This window comes from Halorubrum wangae (assembly GCF_051194135.1).
GTDB lineage: Archaea > Halobacteriota > Halobacteria > Halobacteriales > Haloferacaceae > Halorubrum.
Genome location: NZ_JBLZNH010000002.1, coordinates 777,507 through 798,151, shown reverse-complemented (window position 1 = coordinate 798,151; position 20,645 = coordinate 777,507). Strand labels below are relative to the sequence as shown.

The 20,645-nt window shown below is 64.2% G+C and carries 19 protein-coding genes and 1 pseudogene; 7 read left to right on the top strand and 13 right to left on the bottom strand.

Annotated elements, in window-relative coordinates; genetic code table 11:
* Positions 1–52 precede the first annotated feature (52 nt).
* The gene (locus tag ACNS84_RS09200) at positions 53–1,414 is read left to right on the top strand and encodes an aminotransferase class III-fold pyridoxal phosphate-dependent enzyme (protein WP_435074542.1); all 1,362 of its coding nucleotides are present in this window, start codon (positions 53–55) and stop codon (positions 1,412–1,414) included.
* Positions 1,415–1,551: 137 nt separating this feature from the next.
* Here ACNS84_RS09200 and ACNS84_RS09195 read toward each other — a convergent pair whose 3' ends face one another.
* A complete protein-coding gene (locus tag ACNS84_RS09195) occupies positions 1,552–1,788 on the bottom strand; it encodes an HVO_0649 family zinc finger protein (RefSeq protein WP_435074541.1) in 237 nt (78 codons plus the stop codon).
* Positions 1,789–1,948: 160 nt separating this feature from the next.
* Here ACNS84_RS09195 and ACNS84_RS09190 point away from each other — a divergent pair, with 160 nt between their 5' ends.
* On the top strand, positions 1,949–2,716 hold the full coding sequence (locus ACNS84_RS09190) for an Lrp/AsnC family transcriptional regulator (RefSeq protein WP_435074540.1): 768 nt from the start codon (positions 1,949–1,951) through the stop codon (positions 2,714–2,716).
* 54 nt (positions 2,717–2,770) lie between these two features.
* On the opposite strand, the gene ACNS84_RS09185 is transcribed toward ACNS84_RS09190, so the two are convergent.
* Positions 2,771–3,001 (bottom strand): DUF7860 family protein, encoded by a 231-nt coding sequence (locus tag ACNS84_RS09185; protein ID WP_435074539.1) that lies wholly within the window; start codon positions 2,999–3,001, stop codon positions 2,771–2,773.
* Positions 3,002–3,083: 82 nt separating this feature from the next.
* Here ACNS84_RS09185 and ACNS84_RS09180 point away from each other — a divergent pair, with 82 nt between their 5' ends.
* On the top strand, positions 3,084–3,341 hold the full coding sequence (locus ACNS84_RS09180; protein WP_435074538.1) for a DUF8151 family protein: 258 nt from the start codon (positions 3,084–3,086) through the stop codon (positions 3,339–3,341).
* A gap of 69 nt (positions 3,342–3,410) precedes the next feature.
* Here the strand turns inward: ACNS84_RS09180 and ACNS84_RS09175 are convergent, their stop codons facing one another.
* Positions 3,411–4,730, bottom strand: a complete 1,320-nt coding sequence (locus ACNS84_RS09175; protein WP_435074537.1) for an amidohydrolase — start codon at positions 4,728–4,730, stop codon at positions 3,411–3,413.
* 125 nt (positions 4,731–4,855) lie between these two features.
* Here ACNS84_RS09175 and ACNS84_RS09170 point away from each other — a divergent pair, with 125 nt between their 5' ends.
* On the top strand, positions 4,856–5,842 hold the full coding sequence (locus tag ACNS84_RS09170; RefSeq protein ID WP_435074536.1) for an NAD(P)-dependent oxidoreductase: 987 nt from the start codon (positions 4,856–4,858) through the stop codon (positions 5,840–5,842).
* A 15-nt stretch (positions 5,843–5,857) separates the two neighbouring features.
* On the opposite strand, the gene ACNS84_RS09165 is transcribed toward ACNS84_RS09170, so the two are convergent.
* Positions 5,858–7,039 (bottom strand): M24 family metallopeptidase, encoded by a 1,182-nt coding sequence (locus ACNS84_RS09165; protein WP_435074535.1) that lies wholly within the window; start codon positions 7,037–7,039, stop codon positions 5,858–5,860.
* Positions 7,040–7,266: 227 nt separating this feature from the next.
* Here ACNS84_RS09165 and ACNS84_RS09160 point away from each other — a divergent pair, with 227 nt between their 5' ends.
* On the top strand, positions 7,267–8,934 hold the full coding sequence (locus ACNS84_RS09160; RefSeq protein ID WP_435074534.1) for an aldehyde ferredoxin oxidoreductase family protein: 1,668 nt from the start codon (positions 7,267–7,269) through the stop codon (positions 8,932–8,934).
* A gap of 141 nt (positions 8,935–9,075) precedes the next feature.
* Positions 9,076–10,233 carry an N-methyl-L-tryptophan oxidase gene (solA, locus tag ACNS84_RS09155; RefSeq protein WP_435074533.1) on the top strand — a complete coding sequence of 386 codons (1,158 nt, stop codon included), beginning with the start codon at positions 9,076–9,078 and terminating at the stop codon, positions 10,231–10,233.
* A 410-nt stretch (positions 10,234–10,643) separates the two neighbouring features.
* Here solA and ACNS84_RS09150 read toward each other — a convergent pair whose 3' ends face one another.
* Together ACNS84_RS09150 and ACNS84_RS09145 are read right to left on the bottom strand one after the other, a co-directional pair.
* Complete coding sequence (locus ACNS84_RS09150; protein WP_435074532.1) at positions 10,644–11,495, bottom strand: SDR family oxidoreductase; 852 nt, start codon at positions 11,493–11,495, stop codon at positions 10,644–10,646.
* A gap of 63 nt (positions 11,496–11,558) precedes the next feature.
* Positions 11,559–12,323, bottom strand: a complete 765-nt coding sequence (locus tag ACNS84_RS09145; RefSeq protein WP_435074531.1) for a pirin family protein — start codon at positions 12,321–12,323, stop codon at positions 11,559–11,561.
* Between the two features lie 190 nt (positions 12,324–12,513).
* Here ACNS84_RS09145 and ACNS84_RS09140 point away from each other — a divergent pair, with 190 nt between their 5' ends.
* Positions 12,514–13,890, top strand: coding sequence for an aspartate aminotransferase family protein (locus ACNS84_RS09140; protein ID WP_435074530.1), 1,377 nt, complete (start codon positions 12,514–12,516; stop codon positions 13,888–13,890).
* 59 nt (positions 13,891–13,949) lie between these two features.
* On the opposite strand, the pseudogene ACNS84_RS09135 reads toward ACNS84_RS09140, so the two are convergent.
* The 7 genes and pseudogenes from ACNS84_RS09135 to ACNS84_RS09105 all read right to left on the bottom strand — a co-directional run bounded on the left by ACNS84_RS09135 (position 13,950) and on the right by ACNS84_RS09105 (position 20,644).
* A pseudogene (locus ACNS84_RS09135) lies at positions 13,950–14,597 on the bottom strand (SOUL family heme-binding protein).
* Positions 14,598–15,017: 420 nt separating this feature from the next.
* Positions 15,018–15,209, bottom strand: coding sequence for a hypothetical protein (locus tag ACNS84_RS09130; RefSeq protein ID WP_435074529.1), 192 nt, complete (start codon positions 15,207–15,209; stop codon positions 15,018–15,020).
* Between the two features lie 160 nt (positions 15,210–15,369).
* Positions 15,370–16,530 (bottom strand): arginase family protein, encoded by a 1,161-nt coding sequence (locus tag ACNS84_RS09125; protein ID WP_435074528.1) that lies wholly within the window; start codon positions 16,528–16,530, stop codon positions 15,370–15,372.
* A gap of 75 nt (positions 16,531–16,605) precedes the next feature.
* The gene (locus ACNS84_RS09120; protein ID WP_435074527.1) at positions 16,606–17,895 is read right to left on the bottom strand and encodes an ArgE/DapE family deacylase; all 1,290 of its coding nucleotides are present in this window, start codon (positions 17,893–17,895) and stop codon (positions 16,606–16,608) included.
* A 101-nt stretch (positions 17,896–17,996) separates the two neighbouring features.
* On the bottom strand, positions 17,997–18,995 hold the full coding sequence (locus ACNS84_RS09115) for a branched-chain amino acid ABC transporter permease (RefSeq protein ID WP_435074526.1): 999 nt from the start codon (positions 18,993–18,995) through the stop codon (positions 17,997–17,999).
* Complete coding sequence (locus tag ACNS84_RS09110; RefSeq protein WP_435074525.1) at positions 18,992–19,864, bottom strand: branched-chain amino acid ABC transporter permease; 873 nt, start codon at positions 19,862–19,864, stop codon at positions 18,992–18,994. The genes ACNS84_RS09115 and ACNS84_RS09110 overlap by 4 nt, the downstream gene beginning before the upstream one ends.
* A gap of 60 nt (positions 19,865–19,924) precedes the next feature.
* Positions 19,925–20,644, bottom strand: a complete 720-nt coding sequence (locus ACNS84_RS09105) for an ABC transporter ATP-binding protein (protein ID WP_435074524.1) — start codon at positions 20,642–20,644, stop codon at positions 19,925–19,927.
* Position 20,645: the final 1 nt, after the last annotated feature.

Sequence of the window (20,645 nt, the reverse complement as noted above, 5' to 3'; positions counted from 1 at the left end):
CGCAACCCCATTTATAACAAGTTTTAATGGATGGTGTACACGTAAACCGTGTATGGATAGGGATACGGCCGAACCCGCTGCGGACGCACTCCCCGGCCCGAACGCGCAGCGCTGGGTCGACTTCCACCAGCAGCACGCCGCCCCCAGCGAGTACTCCCACGAGTTCGTCTGGGACGTCACCCGCGAGGCCGACGGGCCGTTCGTCACGGACGTCGACGGCAACGTCCTGCTCGATTTTACCTGTCACATCGGCGCCGCGCCGCTCGGCTACAACAACGAGAAGGTGCTCTCGAAGATCCGGGAGTTCGACCTCGTGGAGCCGTTGAAGATCGCCGGGCAGGACATGTACTACGGCTCCGGGCCGAGTCCGGAGGAGGCCGACATCCCCGGGTCGAGCCACCTGATGGACCGGTTGATCGACGTCTCCGATCAGTACGGGATGGACACGGTGTTCCTTTCGAACTCCGGCGCGGAGGCGATGGAGAACGCGATGAAGATCACGCACGATCACCGCTCGGCCGCCAAGTACGGGGTGGCGTTCAGCGGGAGCTTCCACGGCCGCACGCTCGGGACGCTGTCGCTGACGAAGTCGAAAGACGTGTACACCCGCCGATACCCGGAGATCAGCGGTATCGAGACGGTGCCGTTCTGTGCGGACCGCGGCTGTGACGCCGAGAGCTGCGACTGCGGCTTCTTTGCGGGCGAGGGGTCGCGGCTCCGGAGCATGCTGTCGCCAGAGGGCGGCCACGTCGACCCCGCCGAGATCGCGTTTCTGACGCTCGAACCGATTCAGGGCGTCGGCGGCTACCGCTTCCCCAGTGAGGCGTTCATGGACGAGGTGGCGGCCGTCACCGACGAGTACGACATCCCCGTCGTCGTCGACGAGATCCAGTCGGGCGTCGGTCGGACCGGGGAGATGTGGGCGGTGGACCACTACGCCATCGAGCCGGACGTCATCGCGGCTGCGAAGGCGCTGCGGGTCGGGGCGACGATCTCCCGGTCGGAGGTGTTCCCGACCGAGAAGAACCGTCTCGGCTCGACGTTCGGCGGTGGCGACATCCTCGGGTCGATGATGGGCGCGTTCACGCTGGAGGCGATCCAGGAGCACGACCTGCTGGCCAACGCGACGCACCGCGGCCGGCAGGCGATGGAGATCCTCACCGACGAGACGCCCGACACCGTGGTCGACGTCCGCGGCAAGGGCCTAATGCTCGCGGTGGAGTTCGACACGGCGGACCGACGCGCCGCCGTGATCGAGGCGGCGCTCGACCGCGGCCTGTTGACGCTCGGCTGCGGGAAGAAGACGATCCGACTGTTACCGCCGCTCGACGCGACGGAACGCGAGATAGCGCTCGGAACGGGTATCTTCCTCGACGCGATCGACGCTGTCAGTCCGAGCGCGGCGGCCACCTGAATCGATTCGGCCGTCGACATCTGGCGGCGCAACCTCGTCGCGATGGTGTGCCGCGACCGACGACGGTTGCCATCGGACCGATCGGGTCGCAAGACACCTCGCCACCGGTGCGACGCCTTACCGCCGAATTCCGTTCTTTAGCGTCGCTTTTGAGCGTGTTCGCGCGCGGCGTCGGAATCCGACAACTTCAGGCTGTGGACGCGTTCGGCACCGCACTTGGGACAGGTGTGGTGGTAGACGATGGTCGCACCGTCTGTCGACGCCTCCCACGTCCCCGCTTCGTCTTCGAATCCGCACTCCTGACAGACGAGTTCCGCGTGGTCGTAGTGCTCCTTGAGCCGTTCGAACGGCGACCGGGGCTGATGAGACGTCATATCACACGCTTCATTTTTGATACATAAAATAGTGTGGGTTGAGAATTCGTAATCAGTAATATACATCCACTATAGGTTCGGAAGACTGAACAGCAGCAGTGCCAATCAATATCACGCTACGTGCACAATGGCTTTGCCCGGGTGGCCGGTACGTACGGACATGACTTACCGACCCGACGAGATCGACCGCCGTATCCTCTATTACCTCGGGGGGAACGCGAGGGACACGTCGGCCCCGATGATCGCCGAGGAGGTGGATGTCACCCCCGCGACGGTGCGCAATCGGATCACTCAGCTGGAGGAACACGGACTCATCCGTGGCTATCACGCCGACATCGATTACGAGAGCTTGAACGGGAAGGTGACCACCCAGTTCACCTGCACGGCTCCGGTGAGCAAACGGTCGGCGCTCGCCAACGAAGCCCTGTCCACCCCCGGAGTGATACACGTCAGGGAGCTCCTCGCCGGGAAAGAGAATCTCGAGATCACCGCCGTCGGCGAGGACACGACCGACGTCAACCGCATCGCTCAACAGCTTTCGGCGGCGGGCTTGACCATCGACCGCGAGGGCATCGTGCTCGACGAGACGTTCCAGCCGTATCACGGGTTCGCCCCCGAGGAGGACCGAGCGCCGTCTGCCGTGACCGACTTCCAGACCGTCGTCGGCGGCGGCGAGGTCGTGGAGTTCACCGTCTCCGAATCCGCGGAGATTGCCAGACTGACGCTGAACGAGGCCAACGAGCAGGGGCTGTTACCCGACGAGGTGCTGGTCGTGGGCGTCGAGCGCGACGGGGATCACATCACGCCCAACGGCGACACACGGATCAAACCGGGGGACCTCGTCTCGGTGTTTTCGCCGGAGGCGCTCCCGGAGCCGCTCGTCACCGCCTTCGACAGCGAGCCGCGGCCTTCGAACGAGCGGCTATGAATCGGGGGACGACACCCCCCGGACACCGGCTGGTGAGAACCCACGGCGAGCGGTCTACTCGGTGAGCGGAAGGGCGATTCCGAACACGAACGGCGAGAGAAACGCGATGAGAATGCCGACGCCCGCGAGCGCCAAGAACAGTCTGTGCTCCCAGGCGGGGACGGACATCCCGGCGGTTCTGAGACCGACTTCTCCGAGCTCACCGGCGAGAAACATCCCGAGGCCGAGTGAGAAGCTCAAGACCGTGAGTCGCGAGTAATCGAGGTCGCCGTATCGGCCCTTCATACGCCTATATCGATCGTCCGCTAATAAATAGATTTTCGTTCGGTAAATTTGAAGCCCGTTCATTCATGATCCGCAAACAGACATGAGATCGATAGTCGAGATACTCCCGGAAGCGATCGAACTCGTCGCGGTCAGCCTCGGTTCAGTAGGCCTCTCCGTGGCGGGACTGTTCATCGAGCGGTTCGCACTCGCGTCAGCACAGAGCAGCCAAACCGTTCTCGCCGGGTGGGCCGCTGGCATCGGGTGCGTCGTTCTTCTGTCGGCGTACTTCCTCGCGACGGACAGAGTCGCCGACGGTCTCAGAGAACTCAGACGCGACGTCCTCGACTCGGTCGAGTAACGCCCCTCGACTGCAACGCCGTTTTGACCGTCTGAAGGGGGCTCACCTCGTCGGTCCAGCCCCGATCGATCACTCCTCTCGACGGATCGCCGCTTCGTCGTCGACCTGCGGGACGGGGTGTCGGCGTTCGAGGTCGCGGATCGTCCCGACGAGCACGTCCACGCCGTGTCGGAGGCTCCGCTCGTCCACGTCGAACGTCGGCGTGTGGTGGCTCGTCGGGTGGTCCGTGCCGACGATCATGTACGTCGCCAGTCCGCCTTCCTCTTGGACGCGTTCCATCAGGAACGTCGCGTCCTCACTCGCGCCGAAGTCGGCCGCCGGACGCACGGTGTCGATCCCGTCGACGCCCTCGGCGATCGCCGACACCAGCGCCTGCAGTTCCGGGTCGCTGTCCGCACGGGGTGACTCGCTCACCACGTCGACGGTCGCGCGGCACCCGTGCATCGTCGCGGCGGCGTTCACCGTGCGCTCGAAGCGCCGCTTCACGTACTCCATCAGTTCGGTCGTCTCGCCGCGCGCCTCGGCCTCCATGTGGGCCCGCTCGGCGATGATGTTGCTCGCGGTTCCGGCCTCGGCCTTGCCGACGTTAACGCGCGTCATGCCGTCCGCGTGCCGGGGGATCCCGTACGCGTTCACGATGGCGGTCCCCATCGCGTGCATCGCGTTGTCCCCCTCGTTCGGCGCTTTCCCGGCGTGTGCCGAGGTCCCCTCGATCGTCGCGTCGAGGTGAGCCATCGCCAGCGGTTTCTCGATCCCCGCGACCACCTCTCCGGTCGGGTGATCGAGGCCGACGTGAACCGCGAGCAGGTAGTCGAGGTCGTCCGCGTACGCGCTCTCGGCCATCGGGTGACCGCCGCCGCCGGTCTCCTCGGCCGGCTGGAAGAAGACGACCAGTCGCCCCTCGAAATCGCTCTCGGCGATGGCTTCGAGCACCGCGAGTCCCCACGTCATGTGGACGTCGTGGCCGCAGGCGTGCATCGTCCCGTCGATCTCGGAGCGGAATCCTTCGGCGGCCGGATGGTGGCCCGAGTCGGTCGACTCCTCGATGAACAGCCCGTCGATGTCCACGCGGAGGCCGATCGCCGGTCCCTCGCCACGGTCGAGGACGGCGACGGCGCCGGTGTTGCCGCCGGTCATGCGATCGAGTAGATCCGCGTCCGCGCCGAGGTCGCGGGCGCGCTCGATCCAGGGTCCGAGGTCCGCGTCCGGAACGGCCATTCGGTCGGCCGGATCGTAGGCGTCGGGGCCGATCGCGAGTTCGTCGACGCCTATCGATCGGATCTCCTCGACGAGCGTGGCCGTCGTGAGGAACTCGCGCCACGCGGGCTCAGGGTGCCGATGGAATCGTCTGCGGACGGTGGCGAGCCGATCGCCAATCGGTTCGTTCATGGGTGTCACCCTCTCGCTCGACCGACTTAATTGTACACAATTGTCGTGTACACGAGATACACAAAAGGCTAAGAAACACCCTCGTAATGATACGCCAACGCGTCGCTTCGACGCGCCCACCGCTCATGAGCTCACCACAGACCGCGGATCCCGATATCGTCGTGCTGCGAGAGGGAACGGAAGGACTGTCGATGGCGTCGTACGCGGACGCGCTCCGCGACCGGCTCCCGGACCGGACGGTCGCGCTCGCTCGCACGCCCGCCGAGGAGCGCGCGCTCGTTCCGAAAGCGCGCGTGGTGACCGGCATCACGCTCGACGCCGACCTCCTCGAGCGCGCCGACCGACTGGAGCTGTTCGCGTGCACGTTCGCCGGCACCGACCACGTGCCGACCGACGCGCTCCGCGAGCACGGCGTCACCGTCACCAACGCGGGCGGCATCCACGCCCCAGGGATCGCCGAGCAGAGCATCGCCAACATGCTCGTGTTCGCGCGGAATCTCCACGAGGGGTTCCGCCGGAAGGGCAACGGGGAGTGGCGTCATTTCCAATCGCACGAGTTCACCGACAGCACGGTCACCGTCGTCGGCCTCGGCTCTATCGGCCAGGCGGTCGTCCAGCGGCTCGCGGGGTTCGAGGTGGAGACGATCGGGATCCGCTACACGCCGGAGAAAGGCGGCCCCACCGACGAGGTGCTCGGGTTCGACGACGGCGACGTCCACGAGGCGTTCGCCCGGAGCGACTACGTCGTACTGGCGTGCCCGCTCAACGACCTGACCCGCGGGATGGTCGGGGAGGCGGAGCTCGCCACCCTCCCGCCGAACGCGGTCGTCGTGAACGCGGCTCGGGGCGGGCTCATCGACACCGACGCGCTCGTCTCCGCGCTGCAGACCGAGGGCATTCGCGGCGCCGCTCTCGACGTCACCGATCCCGAGCCGCTTCCGTCTGACCACGTGCTCTGGGATCTCGAAAACTGCCTCATCACCCCACACACCGGCGGGCACACGCCGAAACACTGGGATCGACTGGCCGACATCGTCGCCGGCAACGTCGACGCGCTCGACGGGGACGGGGAGCTGGAGAACGCGGTCGCGACGCCGAACGCGGACGGGTAGTCGGAGGACTCCCGATCAGGCCGTGAACAGATCGCGCGGGAAGTCGGCGAGCGTCTCCGCGCCGGTAGAGGTGACCCGGAACGTCTCGCTTGTCTCCATGCCGACGTCCGAGGTCCAGATGCCGGGGATCATGTGGAACGTCATGTCCTCCTTGAGGACGGTGTCGTCGTGCGGACGGATGCTCGCGGTGTGTTCGCCCCAGTCCGGGGGGTAGCCCAGTCCCACCGAGTACCCGATGCGGTCCTCCTTTTCGAGCCCGTACTGTTTGATGGTGTTCCGCCAGGCCTTCTCGACGGTCTCGCACGTGACGCCCGGTTCGACGGCGTCGAGCGCCGCCGCTATCCCTTCGGCCACGATGTCTGCGGTCTCCTGCAGTTCGGCCGGCGGGTCGCCGACGAACGTCGTCCGGGCCAGCGGCGAGTGGTAGCGGTGCCGGCAGCCCGAGAGCTCGATGATCACCGGATCGCCGTCCTCGTACCGCCGATCGGTCCACGTGAGGTGGGGAGTCCCGGTGTGGTCACCCGACGGCATGAGCGGGACGATCGCCGGGTAGTCACCTCCGTACTCGTCCGTCCCATCGATGAGCTGTTGATACACCGCGGAGGCGACCTCGTACTCCGGGACGCCTTCGCCGACGGCGTCGAGGCCGGCCTGCATCGCGTTCTCGGAGATCCGCGCGGCCTGCCGCATGTACTCGAGTTCGGCCTCCGACTTCCGCACCCGGATCCAGCCGACGAGCAGCGTCGTGTCCTCGAACTCGGCGTCGGGGAGATTCCCCTGGAGGCGCGTGTACGACTTCGCGGTGAAGTAGGCGGCGTCCATCTCCAGACCGACGCGGCCGTCCGCGACCTCCAGCTCCTCGAGCACGCCCGCGACGTAGTCCATCGGGTGGAGGTCACGTGGCGACTGGACGTGGTCGTCGCTGTACGCGCGGATGCTCTCCTCGGCGAGGTGTGTCGTCGCTCGTGCGCCGTCGCCGTCCATGTCGCGGCCGATCCAGATCGGCTCGTCGCGGTCGGGCGTGACCACGACCGCCTGATGGACGTAGAACGACCAGCCGTCGTAACCGGTCAGGTAGTTCATGTTCGCCGGATCGCTGACCACGATCGCGTCGAGATTTCGCTCGCGCAACTGCTCTTTCGTCCGGGCCACTCGCCGCTCGTACTCGGCCTCGTCGAAGATGTGTTCCCGTGGCATGATAACAGGCGTCTACGGAGTCGATCCGCCAGCAGCGCCATAAATTTACCGTGTACGTTAACAACGCATACTGTGTACGAACAGGGCCGCGTATCCGGCGAAGACGCGGGGTAGCACACCGTTACCGAGCGGAGCGATCAGACCGACATCCTGCGGTAGGGCGGCGAAAAACCCGCTTCATTCCGCTTCGGGGAGGATTTTTGTACTGCCTCCTCGGATCGGATACCATGCTTCACAGTACCGGGCCGCTGCTGTCGATCGACGTCGGGGCGCAGGCGACGTCCGAGACGGACATCACGGAGGTTCAAGAGCGATACATCGGGGGGCGGGGCGTGGGGACGCGACTGGCCCACGAGCGGATCCCGTTCGACGCGGACCCGCTCGGCGCGGAGAACCGCGCCGTCTTCACTACGGGTCCGATGCAGTCGTCGCAGATGAGCTTCACGGGCCGGACGAACTGCACCGCGGTGTCGCCGCTGACCGACGGGCTCCTGTCGTCGAACGCCGGCGGGTTCGTGTCTCGTCACATCGCGGCGACGGGATACGGAGCGATCGAACTGGCCGGCGCGAGCGACGAACTCGTCGTCGTCCACGTCCGCGACGACGGCGTCGAGTTCGAACCGGTCCCGGACCTCGCCGGGGCGACCGTTCCGGAGACGACCGGCTATCTTGAGAAGGAACACGACCTCTCGGCCGATCAGACCGCCGTGATCGGACCCGCGGGCGAGAACGAGGTCCGGTTCGCCTCGATCATGACGACCGAGGAGCGCGCGTTCGGCCGCGGCGGGTTGGGTGCAGTCCTCGGGTCGAAGAACGTCAAGGCCGTCACGTTCGGGGGCGACTCGGCGCCCGAATACTCGATCGACGCGACCGCGAAGGACATTCACCGCGAGGCGGCCACCGACGACCACATCATGAAAGAGCAGGGGACCGTGGCGGTGATGGATCTCGCGAACGAGATGGACGGGCTCCCGTCGTACTACTTCTCCGAGCGCTCCTTCGAGGGCGTCGAGGGGATCAACGGCGCGGCCGTCGCGGACAAGAAGTACAAGAAGGGGACGTGTTCGGCCTGCGCGTTCGCCTGTAAGCTCCCGACCCGTGACGAGGCGCGCGGCGTCGAGACCGAGGGGCCCGAGTTCGAGGTGGCGATGGCGTTCGGCTCGAACTCGGGAATCGACGACATCGTCGACGTGATGAAGTCGAACCAGCTCTGCGACGACTACGGGCTGGACGCGATTTCCGCGGGGAACACGATCGCCGCGTACCTCTCCGCGGAAGACGAGTTCGGTAACCGCGAACTCATCTGGGACCTCGTCGAGCGGATCGCGCACCGCGACGGGGTCGGCGACCACCTCGCGGAGGGGATCGGTCGGATACACGACGACCTCGGCGTGGAGAACTGGTCGGTGAAGAACATGGACTTCGCGGGCCACGACGGGCGACTCCTCCACGGGCAGGCGCTCTCGTACGCGGTCGCGAACCGCGGCGCCGACCACATGTACGCGACGTTCTACTCCGTGGAGTACCCGCTCGTCGAGGAGGACGAGGCCATGGAGCCCGCCGGGTTCGAGGGGAAAGCCGAGCGCCTCGTAGAACGCGAGAACCTGATGGCGCTCAACGACAGCGGCGTCGTCTGCAAGTTCTCTCGGGACTTTATGACGCCGGAGCGCTACGAACTGCTGTTCGACGCGGACTTCGAGGACCTGCTCGCGGTCGGCGCGCGGACGGTCACCCTCGAGCGCCATTTCAACAACCGACGCGGCATCGACGGGGAGGATGACCGCCTCCCGTACGAAGGCGAACTCCCCGGCCTCGACGACGCCATCGCCTCGTACTACGAGGTCCGCGGGTGGAACGCGGACGGGACGGTTCCCGAAGCGGCGCTGCCGGCGTAAGAGACGGACTCGGTCACGGCGCGGCCACTTCCTTGCGGAACGGCGTCGGTCGCGACAGCCATTCGTCTCTTCCGAATCGACGAGACGACACGCGACCCGGACCGCACAAACGCTTTACTCGGGCACCGAAGACGTACCGGCATGGGAAACGAGTACGACGCTATCGTCGTCGGTGTCGGCGGGATGGGGAGCGCGGCAGTCTACCATCTCGCGAAGCGGGGGGTCGACGTGCTCGGTCTGGAACGGTACGACGTTCCGCACGCGCACGGCTCCTCGCACGGCGATACGCGTATCTTTCGACTCACGCAGCCGGAACACCCCGAGTACGTTCCGCTGGCGAAGCGCGCCGGCGACCTCTGGCGCGAACTGGAGGCCGAGTCGGGGCGAACGCTCCTCACGACGACGGGGTCGGTACACGCCGGACCCGCAGGCGGCGACAAAGTCGCCGACGCAGCGTCGTCGTGCGAGGCCTACGACCTCGACCACGAGGTGTTGAGCAGTCGAGAGCTGACCGAGCGGTTCCCCGGGTACGACCTCCCGGAGGGGCACCGGGGCGTCTACCAGCCCGACGGGGGGTTCCTCGCGTGTGAGCGCGCCGTCTCCACGCACGTGAATCGGGCACACGCCCACGGCGCCACGGTGCGGGCCCGAGAAGCGGTTCGGGACGTGACCCTCCGGGAGACGGGTGTTACCGTCCGAACGAACCGCGGCGAGTACGAGGCTGGTCACCTCGTCGTGGCCGCTGGCGCGTGGGCCGGCAAGCACCTCAACCTCCTCGACGGCGCGCTCGATCCGCAGCGGCGCGTCATGGCGTGGCTTCACCCCGAGGAACCGAGTCGATTCACGCCGGATCGGTTCCCGGTGTTCAGCGTCGATGTCCCTGAGGGGAGCTTCTACGGATTCCCCGTCTCCGAGCGACCGGGGTTCAAGTTCGGCCGGTCGCCGGACATCGCAGAGAGCGTCGACCCCGACGAGTGGGACGACGAGCCGACGATTCGCGACGAGGAACTGCTTCGGAAGCTCACCCGGAATCACTTCCCGGACGCCGACGGGCCGACGATGCGGCTCGCGACCTGTCTCGTCACCCGCTCCGTCGACGGTCACTTCTACCTCGACACGCATCCGGAGTACCCGCACGTCTCGGTCGCCGCGGGGTTCACCGGTCACGGGTTCAAGTTCTCCAGCGTCGTCGGCGAAACCCTCGCCGACTTCGTCACGAGCGGTACCACCGATAATCCGATCGACGTCCATCGTTTGGACGGGCGACTGAACGTGCCCTCCGCTCCGTCGAATGGGTGATCCGCTCCGCGACGGTCGGTCGAACGCGGACGGCCCGCGGCGGTGATAACCTGTTCGAAGATGTCGAGCAGCGGGTCGCCGTTCGAGTCGTAGTCAGCGAGGATACCAACTGGGAGCGCGCTCGCGAGGCAGTCCGGGTCCGGTTGTTTTGACAGACGATGTTGAGTTCGGTGTCGCCCTCGAGCAGTTCGGACAGCCGGTGTGGGATGCTTCTTCGTTACACGAACTCCGGTTTCGACCCAGTTAGGGTGGAGGCCCACTCGGGTTTATACCGGGTCGTGAGAGAGGGTTTCGCATGACGACGTCAGAGAGGGACGGAGGCGAGGCCGCTCGACTCGGGTCGGTCGCGGCGATTCACCTTGCCTCCGAAACCGGGGGTGATCCCGAGCCGTGCGACTCGGTCGACGCGGTCACGGCTCTCGCTGGAACGATGAGTCGAACATCCGCGCCGACATCGGTGCCGGGTCGCCCTCGGTGAGGTTGTACGCCGAGAACTCCGTGACGCCGGCCTCGCGGAGCAGTTCCTCGTCGTAGAAGCTGTTCCCCGTGCATTCGGACGGATCGCGAGCAAGGATCTGACACACCGCGTCCGAAACGATCTCCGGGCTTCGCCAGTCGTCTTCGGTCCCGAGCCCGAAGTACCGCGTCGCGCGAGTGTCGATGGCGGTCACCGGCCAGAACGTGTTACATCCGACGCCCGTCCCCGCCAGTTCCTCGGCGAGCGAGAGCGTGATGAACGACATCCCGAGTTTCGACCACGCGTACGGCGCCTTCCCCGGCGACCGGTCGGTCGTGACCGGCGGCGAGTTCGACAGGAGCCACGCTTCGTCGAGTTCCGCGAGGTGATCGGCGAAGGCGTGCGCGACGAGGTGGGTCCCGCGGACGTTCACGTCGGTCAGCAGGTCGAATCGGTTCGCCGGCACGTCGGCGACGTTCGCCAGTTGGATGGCGCTCGCGTTGTTGATGACGATGTCCACCTCACCGAAGTGGTCGATCGATTCCTCGACGACCGCCTCGACGCGGTCTTCGTCTCGGAGGTTGAGTTCGAGCGCGAGCGACTCCACTCCGCGCTCGCGCACCTCGCGAGCCGTCTGCTCGATGGTTCCCGCGAGGTCGGTGTCGTCGTCGTCGGTCGTCTTTCCCGTTGAGACGATGTTACAGCCGCAGTCAGCGAGTGCGAGCGCGAGCCGTTTTCCGATGCCGCGGGTCGTCCCGGTGATAAAGGCCGTCGACCCTGAGAGGTCGGGTGTTGTGAGCGCCATACGCTACGTTCGGCCAACCGACAGATAACTTCCGGTGGCGGTGGCGCGGAGATTCCCGTCGGGTCAGCGACCGATGGTTCCCTGTCGGGTGATCGGGGCGTCGGGGTCGATACAGAACGCGACGAGAGTCGAGTCCTCGGCCGCGGTGACGGGGACGCCCTCACCGTCGGTCACGAGGGCGCTCTCGGTGTATCCCACCGACTCGTCTCCGACGTCGACCGCACCGTCGAAGACGTAGAGATAGGTGTCCCACCCCGGTCGAGACGGGAGCGCGGTCGTCTCGCCGGCGTCCAGGCGGCAGTCGTGGAAGTCGACGTCGTTGCGGACGGACAGCGGGGCGTCGGTCCCCTCGGGGCCGAACAGGTGCCGCCACTCGTTCGCGACCGGCTCTGGGATCGGTTCGTGCTGAATCTCCGGGTCGAGTCCGAGGCTGTGCGGACGGACGAATATCTGGAGCATGCGCAGCGGCGGGTCGTCTGCCAGCGTCTCCTCGGCGTGCCAGAAGCCGCTGCCGGCGCCCATCACCATCAGGTGGTCCGAGTCGGTGACGAGTTGGTTGTCCTGGCGGTCGTCGTGACGCATCACGCCCGCGGGTACCCACGAGATGATCTCCTCGTCGCGGTGTTGGTGCATCCGGATGAGCGTTCCCGGATCCATGAACGACTCGACGACCGTTGCGAGCGGTCCGTAGCCGTGGTCGTCGTGATCCGGGACCGCTTGACCGGGGAAGTTGAGGTGGATCCGGAACTTCCCCTGGTTCTGTGACACCTGAGTCCGTGGCGCCGTGTAAATGCGAGGCTGCGTCCGCGCGGAAGGCGAGTCGTCCATGGCCCGTCGTAGTCGCTCGGCCGATAAATGGGTTCTGCGCGGGGGTCACGACGAAGGGTCTGTGACGGTTCGGTCGCGTGGACGGCGGCGGTCAGTCGCGCTCGCATCGAGATGAAAACGGATTCCGTATACAGTATCATTGATTGCTGGTTGCATCAATCATATGTGGACGTATGGTATGGGTTGAGTCATGACCGGACCGCCGATCCACGAACTGCACTTCGCGGAGGAGCCGAGCGTTGACAAAGTCCCTGGTCCGAACTCGCGCCGTCTCCTAGATAAACAGGAGAACGTCGACAGCAGCGCGGTGGCGTATCCGAACGACATTCCGCTCGCGTTCGAGGAGGGGCGCGGTGCGACCCTGAAAGACGCCGACGGCAACGTGTTCCTCGACTTCTTCGCCGGCATCGGCGTGTACAACGTCGGCCACGCTAACCCGTACGTCAACGAGGGCGTCCACGAGCAGATCGACAAGCTCACTCACTCCGTCGACTTCCCGACGGAACCCCGCCTCGATCTCATCGAAAAGCTCGATGAGATTGCGCCCGGTAACCTCGCCGGCAACAACCGGTTCGTCTTCGGTGGCCCCACCGGCAGCGACGCAGTCGAGGCGTCGATCAAGCTCGCGAAGTACAACACGGGCGGCAACGGGCTGATCGCCTTCAGGAACTCCTACCACGGGGCGACGGCCGGCGCCATGAGCCTCACGGCGAATAAGAAGTTCAAGCAACCGTACGGCCCGCTGCTCTCCGACGTGGTGCACGCACCGTTCCCGTACCCGTTCCAGGAGGGGCGCAGCCCCGAGGAGTCGGTCGAGCACGCCCTCCGCGAGGTCAGAGCCATCGTCGAGGAGCCGTACGGCGGCCTCACGGACCCGGCCGGCATCTTCGTCGAGCCGATACAGGGCGAGGGCGGCGTCATCGCCCCGCCGGACGGGTTCCTCTCGGGACTCCGCGAGATCGCCGACGAGAACGACCTCCCGCTGATGTTCGACGAGATTCAGGTGGGTATGGGACGCACCGGCGAGTGGTGGGCGTCCGAGCACTACGACGTGACGCCGGACGTGATGACGACCGCGAAGGCGCTCGGGGGGAACGGCCAGCCGCTGTCGGGGACGATGTACCACGAGGACCTCGACACGTGGGGACCGGGCGATCACGCGGGCACGTACCGCGGCCACGTCCCCGCGATGGTGGGTGGCCTGCGCGCCATCGAATACATCCAGGCGCACGACCTGCTCGACCACGCGACGGAGGTCGGCGCGTGGATCCGCGACCGCATCCGCGACGCCGGCGACGGCGACCCGGGAGTCGGACAGGTCCGCGGGAAGGGACTGTTCATCGGCGCAGAGTTCGTCGACGCCGCCGGCGAACCGGACGACGACCGAGTCGACGCCATTCAAGAGTACTGCTACGAGCACGGCGTCTTGGTCTGGACGGCGGGCCAGTACGGCAACGTCCTGCGGCTGCTCCCGCCGCTCGTCCTGACCCAGAAGCAGGCCGAGGTCGGGACCGAAATCATCGCGGACGCCATCGAGGCGACCGCCGAATTAGCGGTCGCCGAATAGAGCGTCGCCTTACAGGGTCAGCAGCGGTGACCCGTTGCGTCCGATCGTCAGCAATTCTATCAGTTCGCCGATCGCTCCTCCTCGACGACCGCGACTGCCACCTCGTTTCGTCGCATAAACGGTGGTGTCCACGGGTCGTTGTATCGGAGGAGAGCGGGCTCGCCCGCCGGTTCGAGACCCTCACGGTCGAGCGCGGACAGCAGCTTTCGCGTTCATCGTTCGACCCGCCACGCCGGAGCGTACCAGGAAAATCGATCTACGGCGACGGTCTTCGGTGGCTCGGTAACGAGTGTGACCTCGGCATCCGTCGGTTCGGGTGCCGTTTCGGGACCGTACTTGGAAGGGAGATAAAACGCCATCCGGACCGCCTCTGCATCGGTCCCGGCCGCCGCCGATCGGATCGGAGCGACCGACTCGATTGTGTTCCCGGATCGAGTCTCGACAGGAGCCGTCATCGATATCGACTCGTCGCCTCGGTTGGCTCCCGAAATGTATCTGAAAAGCCGCCGAAACGCGGTCTGCTCCGTCGGTGCCGTCGTTTCGACGCGAGCCGTCTGCGGATAGCGACGAATCTCGATACCGTGTACCGTCCGCCGTTCCTCATACGGGATCGATTCCGCCTCCCGAGTCGAGTAGACGCCCCACCCGACCCACCCGGCGAATGCCACACCAGCGCCGACGAGTATGGTCTTCGTGAGCGGTCGCATACGGTACGTACCCGCTTACAGGTATTAACGAATTCCCCCGACAAACGTGGGGGTTTCCTTTCGGTGCTGTCGTGTGCGACTACCACACCGAGACTGACGAATATTCCAAGCATGAAAAGTACGATGACGATGGCCGTGACGACAGCCAGCGGCGTGTTCTCCATTGTCCTCTCGTAGAACGGAATCGAGGCGTACTCCTCGCGGAACGCGTCCCGGTTCTCCTTGTCGTAGAAGTACTTCTTTTGAACGCGATGCGTTCGGTCACCGCGCATCCAGTGCAGACGGGACTTCCGTCTACCTGCTCGGTCTTGTTATGCGAGTGGCAGTTGATGCTCCCGCCGTTTGCACAGTACGTGTAGCCGTCGTCGGGGCTGGCCGCGTCGCAGTGGTGCGCCGCAGCAGTATTTCGGCGACAATTACCTAGAACGACGTCTGGTCCGATTCCCGCCACGGCAGTCCGTCACAACCGTTCGCCGTCCACCACGTGAGCAACGGCTCGACGAACGGAGCTTTCAGCTCGGGTGCTGTCTCCGGTTTTGTCCCGAAATCGAGTACATTCTGAAAGGCGTCAAAAAAGGCCGGACGACTGTCAGGATACCCGGGAAAATCCACTGAGTGCGTGCCGATAAATAGCGCCCCCGAGTCAGTGCCTCCGTGTACGATGTCGCCATCGAGAACAGATTTGCGTTCCCGAAGAGGACGTGCAGTGTCGGAATCTCATCGCCCTCCAGTTCCGCGTCAGAAACGTTTACACTGCACTCGTCGCACTTTGCTAGAGGAAAGCTGGCGACTTACTATGATGGTCGACTGCTTGATCGAGCCAATCGTTGACCAGTTCGGTCGGTTCATCAAGGAATTCGAAGGGGTCCCCGGTTCCATACCCCTCGAGATCGACTGTGCGACCTAGAACACCCTCGAAGACACCAAGCGTAGCGAACGAGAGGTGAGAGGGCTGATAGCCACCTTCTTGAATCAGTGCGAGCGCACCGTCCGCCGTCTCATCGGCGAGCTGTTGGACCCTTTCGCCCATTTGCCGGAATCCCTCGCGGGTCACAATATTCCGACCGTTCATATCCGACGGTCCAGCATCCTGGCCAGCGCTAACGAGGATGAGGTCCGGGTCAAACCCAGTAACCGCCGGAGTAACAATCCGTTCGAAAAACGCCTCGTAGCCTCGGTTGCCCGTACCCGGCGGAAGCGGGACGTTGAGCGTGTACCCTTCACCGTCGCCCTCTCCGAATTCCTCAATTGAGCCCTCTTGTGGGTGGTACTCGGGATGCCAAGAACCGTGATCATTGTGCGCGCTCACGAAGAGCACATCATCGCGGTCATAGAATGCCTCCTGTGTGCCGTTCCCATGGTGGACGTCCCAGTCAATAATCGCAACTCGGTCGGCTGTGATGTCGGCCGACCCGTCAGTGGCGAGCGCAGCCTCCGCTGCGAGCGCGACGTTGTTGAGGAAACAGAATCCGTCGGCGCAGTCGGGCTGGGCGTGGTGGCCGCTGGGGCGACACAGCGCATAGGGGAGCGCCGCTTGGCCATTGCCTTTGGACTCGTCAAGCGCTTGCTCGGCGGCAGCGATGGCAGCCCCGGCTGAGACGCGAGCGGCGTCGTACGTGTGCTCGTTCAATCCAGTCGTCGTGTCTTCGATGCGGCCGCCGCCGTCAGCACAAAACTCGACGAGCCAGTCAAGATAGTCGGGCTCGTGGACGCGTTCGATCGCTTTCCGGCTTGCTTGGTCCGGCGAGACTGTCTCGGAGATGTCGCCGAAGGCATGGTCAAGCATCGCCCGGATGTTCTGGACGCGTTCACGACGGTCCGGATGTACTTCAGGAACCGCGACAATAGGTGTAGAGGGGAATTTGAAGGCCCCCTTCGGCGGTTCGTGGTCAAGCATTCGATCGTCCCAGTAAACGGTAATATCAGTTGTCATGGTGTGTTGATGGTGTTATTTTTCGATTGGTTTGGTCTATCGACTCCAGAGGGAACCGCGAGGTGTGGTTCCCCTTTACTCCTCTATTCCGCAGTACTCGATAGCGATCGAGGCGATGGTCGTCGCGGTCTCCAGAAGCGAGGGTACAGTCGTGTGTTCGTCCGCGCCGTGAAGGTTCGCTCCAGTCGGGCCGACAGAGACTGCGTCAACGTCATAATAGAGGTCGTAGAAGCGTTCGTCGAGTCCCGCATTCCCACCGACGAACGAGCCGGAACGACCTGTGACCTCCTCTCCGACACGTTTGGCGAGCGTCGCAAGCTTGCCGTCGCTGTCAACCTCGTGAGGTTCGGCCTGCCAGCCGAACCACTCGACGGTCGGCGGATGGTCGGCGAGCCACTCATCGTTGGCGGCGGCTTCGGCAATCGTCTCTTCGATTTGTGACCGAACCTCGGCCCGACTCTCTCCGGGCGGCCAGCCGATCCGCCCCTCGAGGATCGCTCGTGAGGGGAGCGTAGACGGCCAGTCCCCCGCCTCGATCGTCCCAATGTTGAGGTTCGTGACGTTCCCCTTCAGGCCAGGATTCGCCCGGTAGGCCGGCTCGAAGTCGATCCGCGCTTTCCGTTCGGTATCGAGCTCTTCTAAAGCGCGGTAAATTGTGGCGGCGTTCCCGATCGCGTTGACTCCCTCATGGCCCCACGCCGCGTGAACACTCTTTCCGGGAACTTCTACCCGGAAGTACATCACGCCCGCACCGGCGATCCCGACGTTCGGGAGATCGAAGGGTTCGATGATGACCGCCGCGTCGGGAACGTATCCGCGCTCAAGGACCGACAATGCTCCGCCGACGCCCCCATCTTCCTCCTCAATCGTCGACTGGAAGAGGAGGTCGCCGGCGAGGTCTATCCCGTGTGAATCGAGTGCCTCCATTGCGATTATGGCCGCTGCGAGCCCTCCCTTCATATCCGCACTGCCGCGGCCGTAGAGGGTGTCTCCTTCTCGCGTTAGCGACCACGGATCGCGTGTCCACTCGTCTTCGGTCACGTCGACTACGTCGATGTGACCACCGATCGCTAGAGTCGGACCATTGCCACCCTCAACGCGGGCGACAACGTTTGGACGCCCTTCGTACCCGTAAGCTTCGTACGAGGACGTCTCAAAATATCCTTCGTGGTCTGCGAGGTCGTCGGCCGACGGCTCCCAGACATCCGGCTCAAGACCCATTGTCTCAAGTTGATCGATGATCACCTCCTGTCCCGGTGCCTCGTCGCCGGTCACCGTTTTCGCGGCCACGAGATCGCCGAGCAGGTCGACGAGGTCTGATTCTTTCGATTCGATTGTTTCCGCCAGTGTGTTTTGATCTGGCATAGTGTGTGTCGTTTAGTTGTGGTGTGTTCGTCTATCGATACCGCCGCCGCATCGTAACTGCCAGGTCGGGAGGTGGTCGACCGAACGACCACCGGCCCCGGTCACTTCCGGTCGAACATTTCACGGAGTCGTTCACGCGGGTCAAGTGAACTCCCAGCGAGCCCTTCCGGGAAGTAGATCGTGACGACGACCAAGAGCGCGCCCCAGATGACAAGTCTGACTTCCCCAAGGTCACGGAGTCCCTCGGAGAGTCCGAAGACGATCACGGCCCCGAAGATTCCGCCGCCGATTGTCCGGAGGCCGCCGATAATGCCCATCGCCATGAACTCGATCATTCTGTTGACCTCGATCATCGGTGGTGAGATGATCAGAACGGTATGGGCCTGTAGCCCGCCGGCGACGCCGGCGATCGCGGATCCAATTATGAATCCGGTGAGCTTGTATCTCGGGACATTGTTCCCCAGCATCCGCGCTGCGTCGGGGGCTTCGCGTATCGCTCGCGCCACAAGACCGAAGCGATTGACCAGCAGCCCGTACTGCACGACAAGCAGTGCGGCAACGAGCGCGAACACGAAGTAGTACAACGCTATCCGATTCCCGCCGAACAGGGCCGGGAACCCGGTGTAGCCGGTCGGGCCACCAGTGACTTCGCGGAAGACGATCACCAACCGGTAGACGATCTCCGCGAACGCCAGTGTGACCATTCCGACATATGCCCCTGACAAGCGGAGCACCGGGAGCGCGATCGGGATGCTAAAGATCCCGGCGACGACACCACCGAGGAGCACCGCGATGATGGGGTGTATCCCCAACTCGCCGGCTAGCAGAACCGCCGCGTACGCGCCGATCCCGTAGAGGGCGGCGTGTGCGAAGCTGAACATTCCGAAGTAGCCCGCGATGAAGATCCAGCTCGTGACAACGAGGACCAGAATGATCAGCTGCATCACCAGATCGAGGGTGTAGCCGCTGACCAGCACAGGTGCCAGCAGCCCCAAGACGCCGGCGACCACGAAGGCAGCGCCGTTCCGTGAACGGGCGTCTTCGGTCAGACGCTCGGCGGTTCGGGCGATCCCGGTCCGGAGCGTGTCGATCGCGGTCATTCGAGATACCCCCCGATTCCGTCTGGGTACACGGCAAGTACGAGTATCATGATTCCGAAGAGGATGACCATCGCCATCTCACTGGAGACCCAAATAGTACTGACGCTCCGTATGATCGCAAGCCCCATCGCCGACAGCAGTGTCCCCCGAACGCTCCCGAGCCCACCGACCATCACGACAACGAACGACAGGAGGAACGGATACCATCCAACCGAGGGATAGACGGCGAACAGCGGGGCCAACAGGACTCCCGCGAGCCCCGCGAGCGCAGCACTGATTCCGAAGGTTATCGCGTAGATTCGGTTCGGGCGAACGCCCATCAGGAGCGCCGTGTCGTTGTCTTGAGAGACGGCGCGAATACCGAGTCCGAGTTTGGTTCGGGCGATGACGTAGAACAGGAGCCCCAGAGCCACGAGCGAGATGACGAAGATTAGCACCCGCTGTGCGCTTAAGTTGATTCCACCAACGTTCCAGACCACGCTAGTGAACCGCGGGAACGACTCACGTTGTGAGCCGATCCAGACGATGAAGGCGTTCTCAAGGAAGAACGCAAGTCCGAGGGTGACCACCATTGATGGGATTCCGAACTCTTCACGGTCACGAAGGGGTCTGATGAGTGCGACCTCGGTCAGGTATCCGAGAGCGAAGACGACGAGGGCCGCAGAAACAACTGCCACGACTATGCTTCCGGTCGCACCGAAGGTGAAGAAGCCGACAAATCCGCCGACCATGAACATCGCCCCGTGACCGAAGTTCAACACTCGTGCGACGCCCCAGATCAACGTGAGGCCGACCGCCATCAGGGCGAGCTGACCGCCGAAAAGCAGCCCGTTGATCACTTGCTGGACGAGTAGTTCGATGCTAACCATTGCGTTCACCCCACGGTAGGGATGCGCGTTGCCGTGCGTGTTCGAGTGTGCTTGACCCCGTCATTCGTGGCGTTCTCCGATGTACATCTCCATTATGTCTTCCTCGTTGCGGAGCGACTCGGTCTCACCCTCGTACTCCAGTCGTCCCTGATCGAGGACGTAGACGTACTCGGCAATCTCAAGCACTCGTCGCACGTTCTGTTCGATGATTAGCATGTCTCGTCCGCGATCTTTCAGGACCTCCACCTGCTCGAAGACATCGCCAACGAGGTCAGGCGCAAGCCCCGCGCTCGGCTCGTCCAACAACAGAATATCTGGGTCGGACATCAACGCCCGTCCGAACGCGACCATCATCTGTTGACCACCACTGAGATCGCCGGCTTGCTGGGTGCGCTTCTCTTCGAGCACGGGGAACATATCGAACACATCCTCGTACTGCCGGGCGAGGAACTCCTCATCGTCGATGAGGTAAGCACCCATCCGGAGATTCTCCTTGACGCTCATGTTCGGGAAGACGCTTCCTCCCTGTGGGAGCATCACGACTCCGCGTTCGAGTACCTCGCGAGGATGGTCATTCGTTACGTCCTCTCCTCTGATCGTGACCGTACCGTCCCAGACGTCGACCATCCCGAAGATGGACTTCAACATCGTCGACTTTCCAGAGCCGTTCGGGCCGATGATACAGTTCACCCGGTCTTCGGAGACCGTGACCGAGAGATCGTGGAGGACCTGGTTCTCACCGTATCCGGCATCGACGGCGTCGAGTTCGATGAGGCTCATC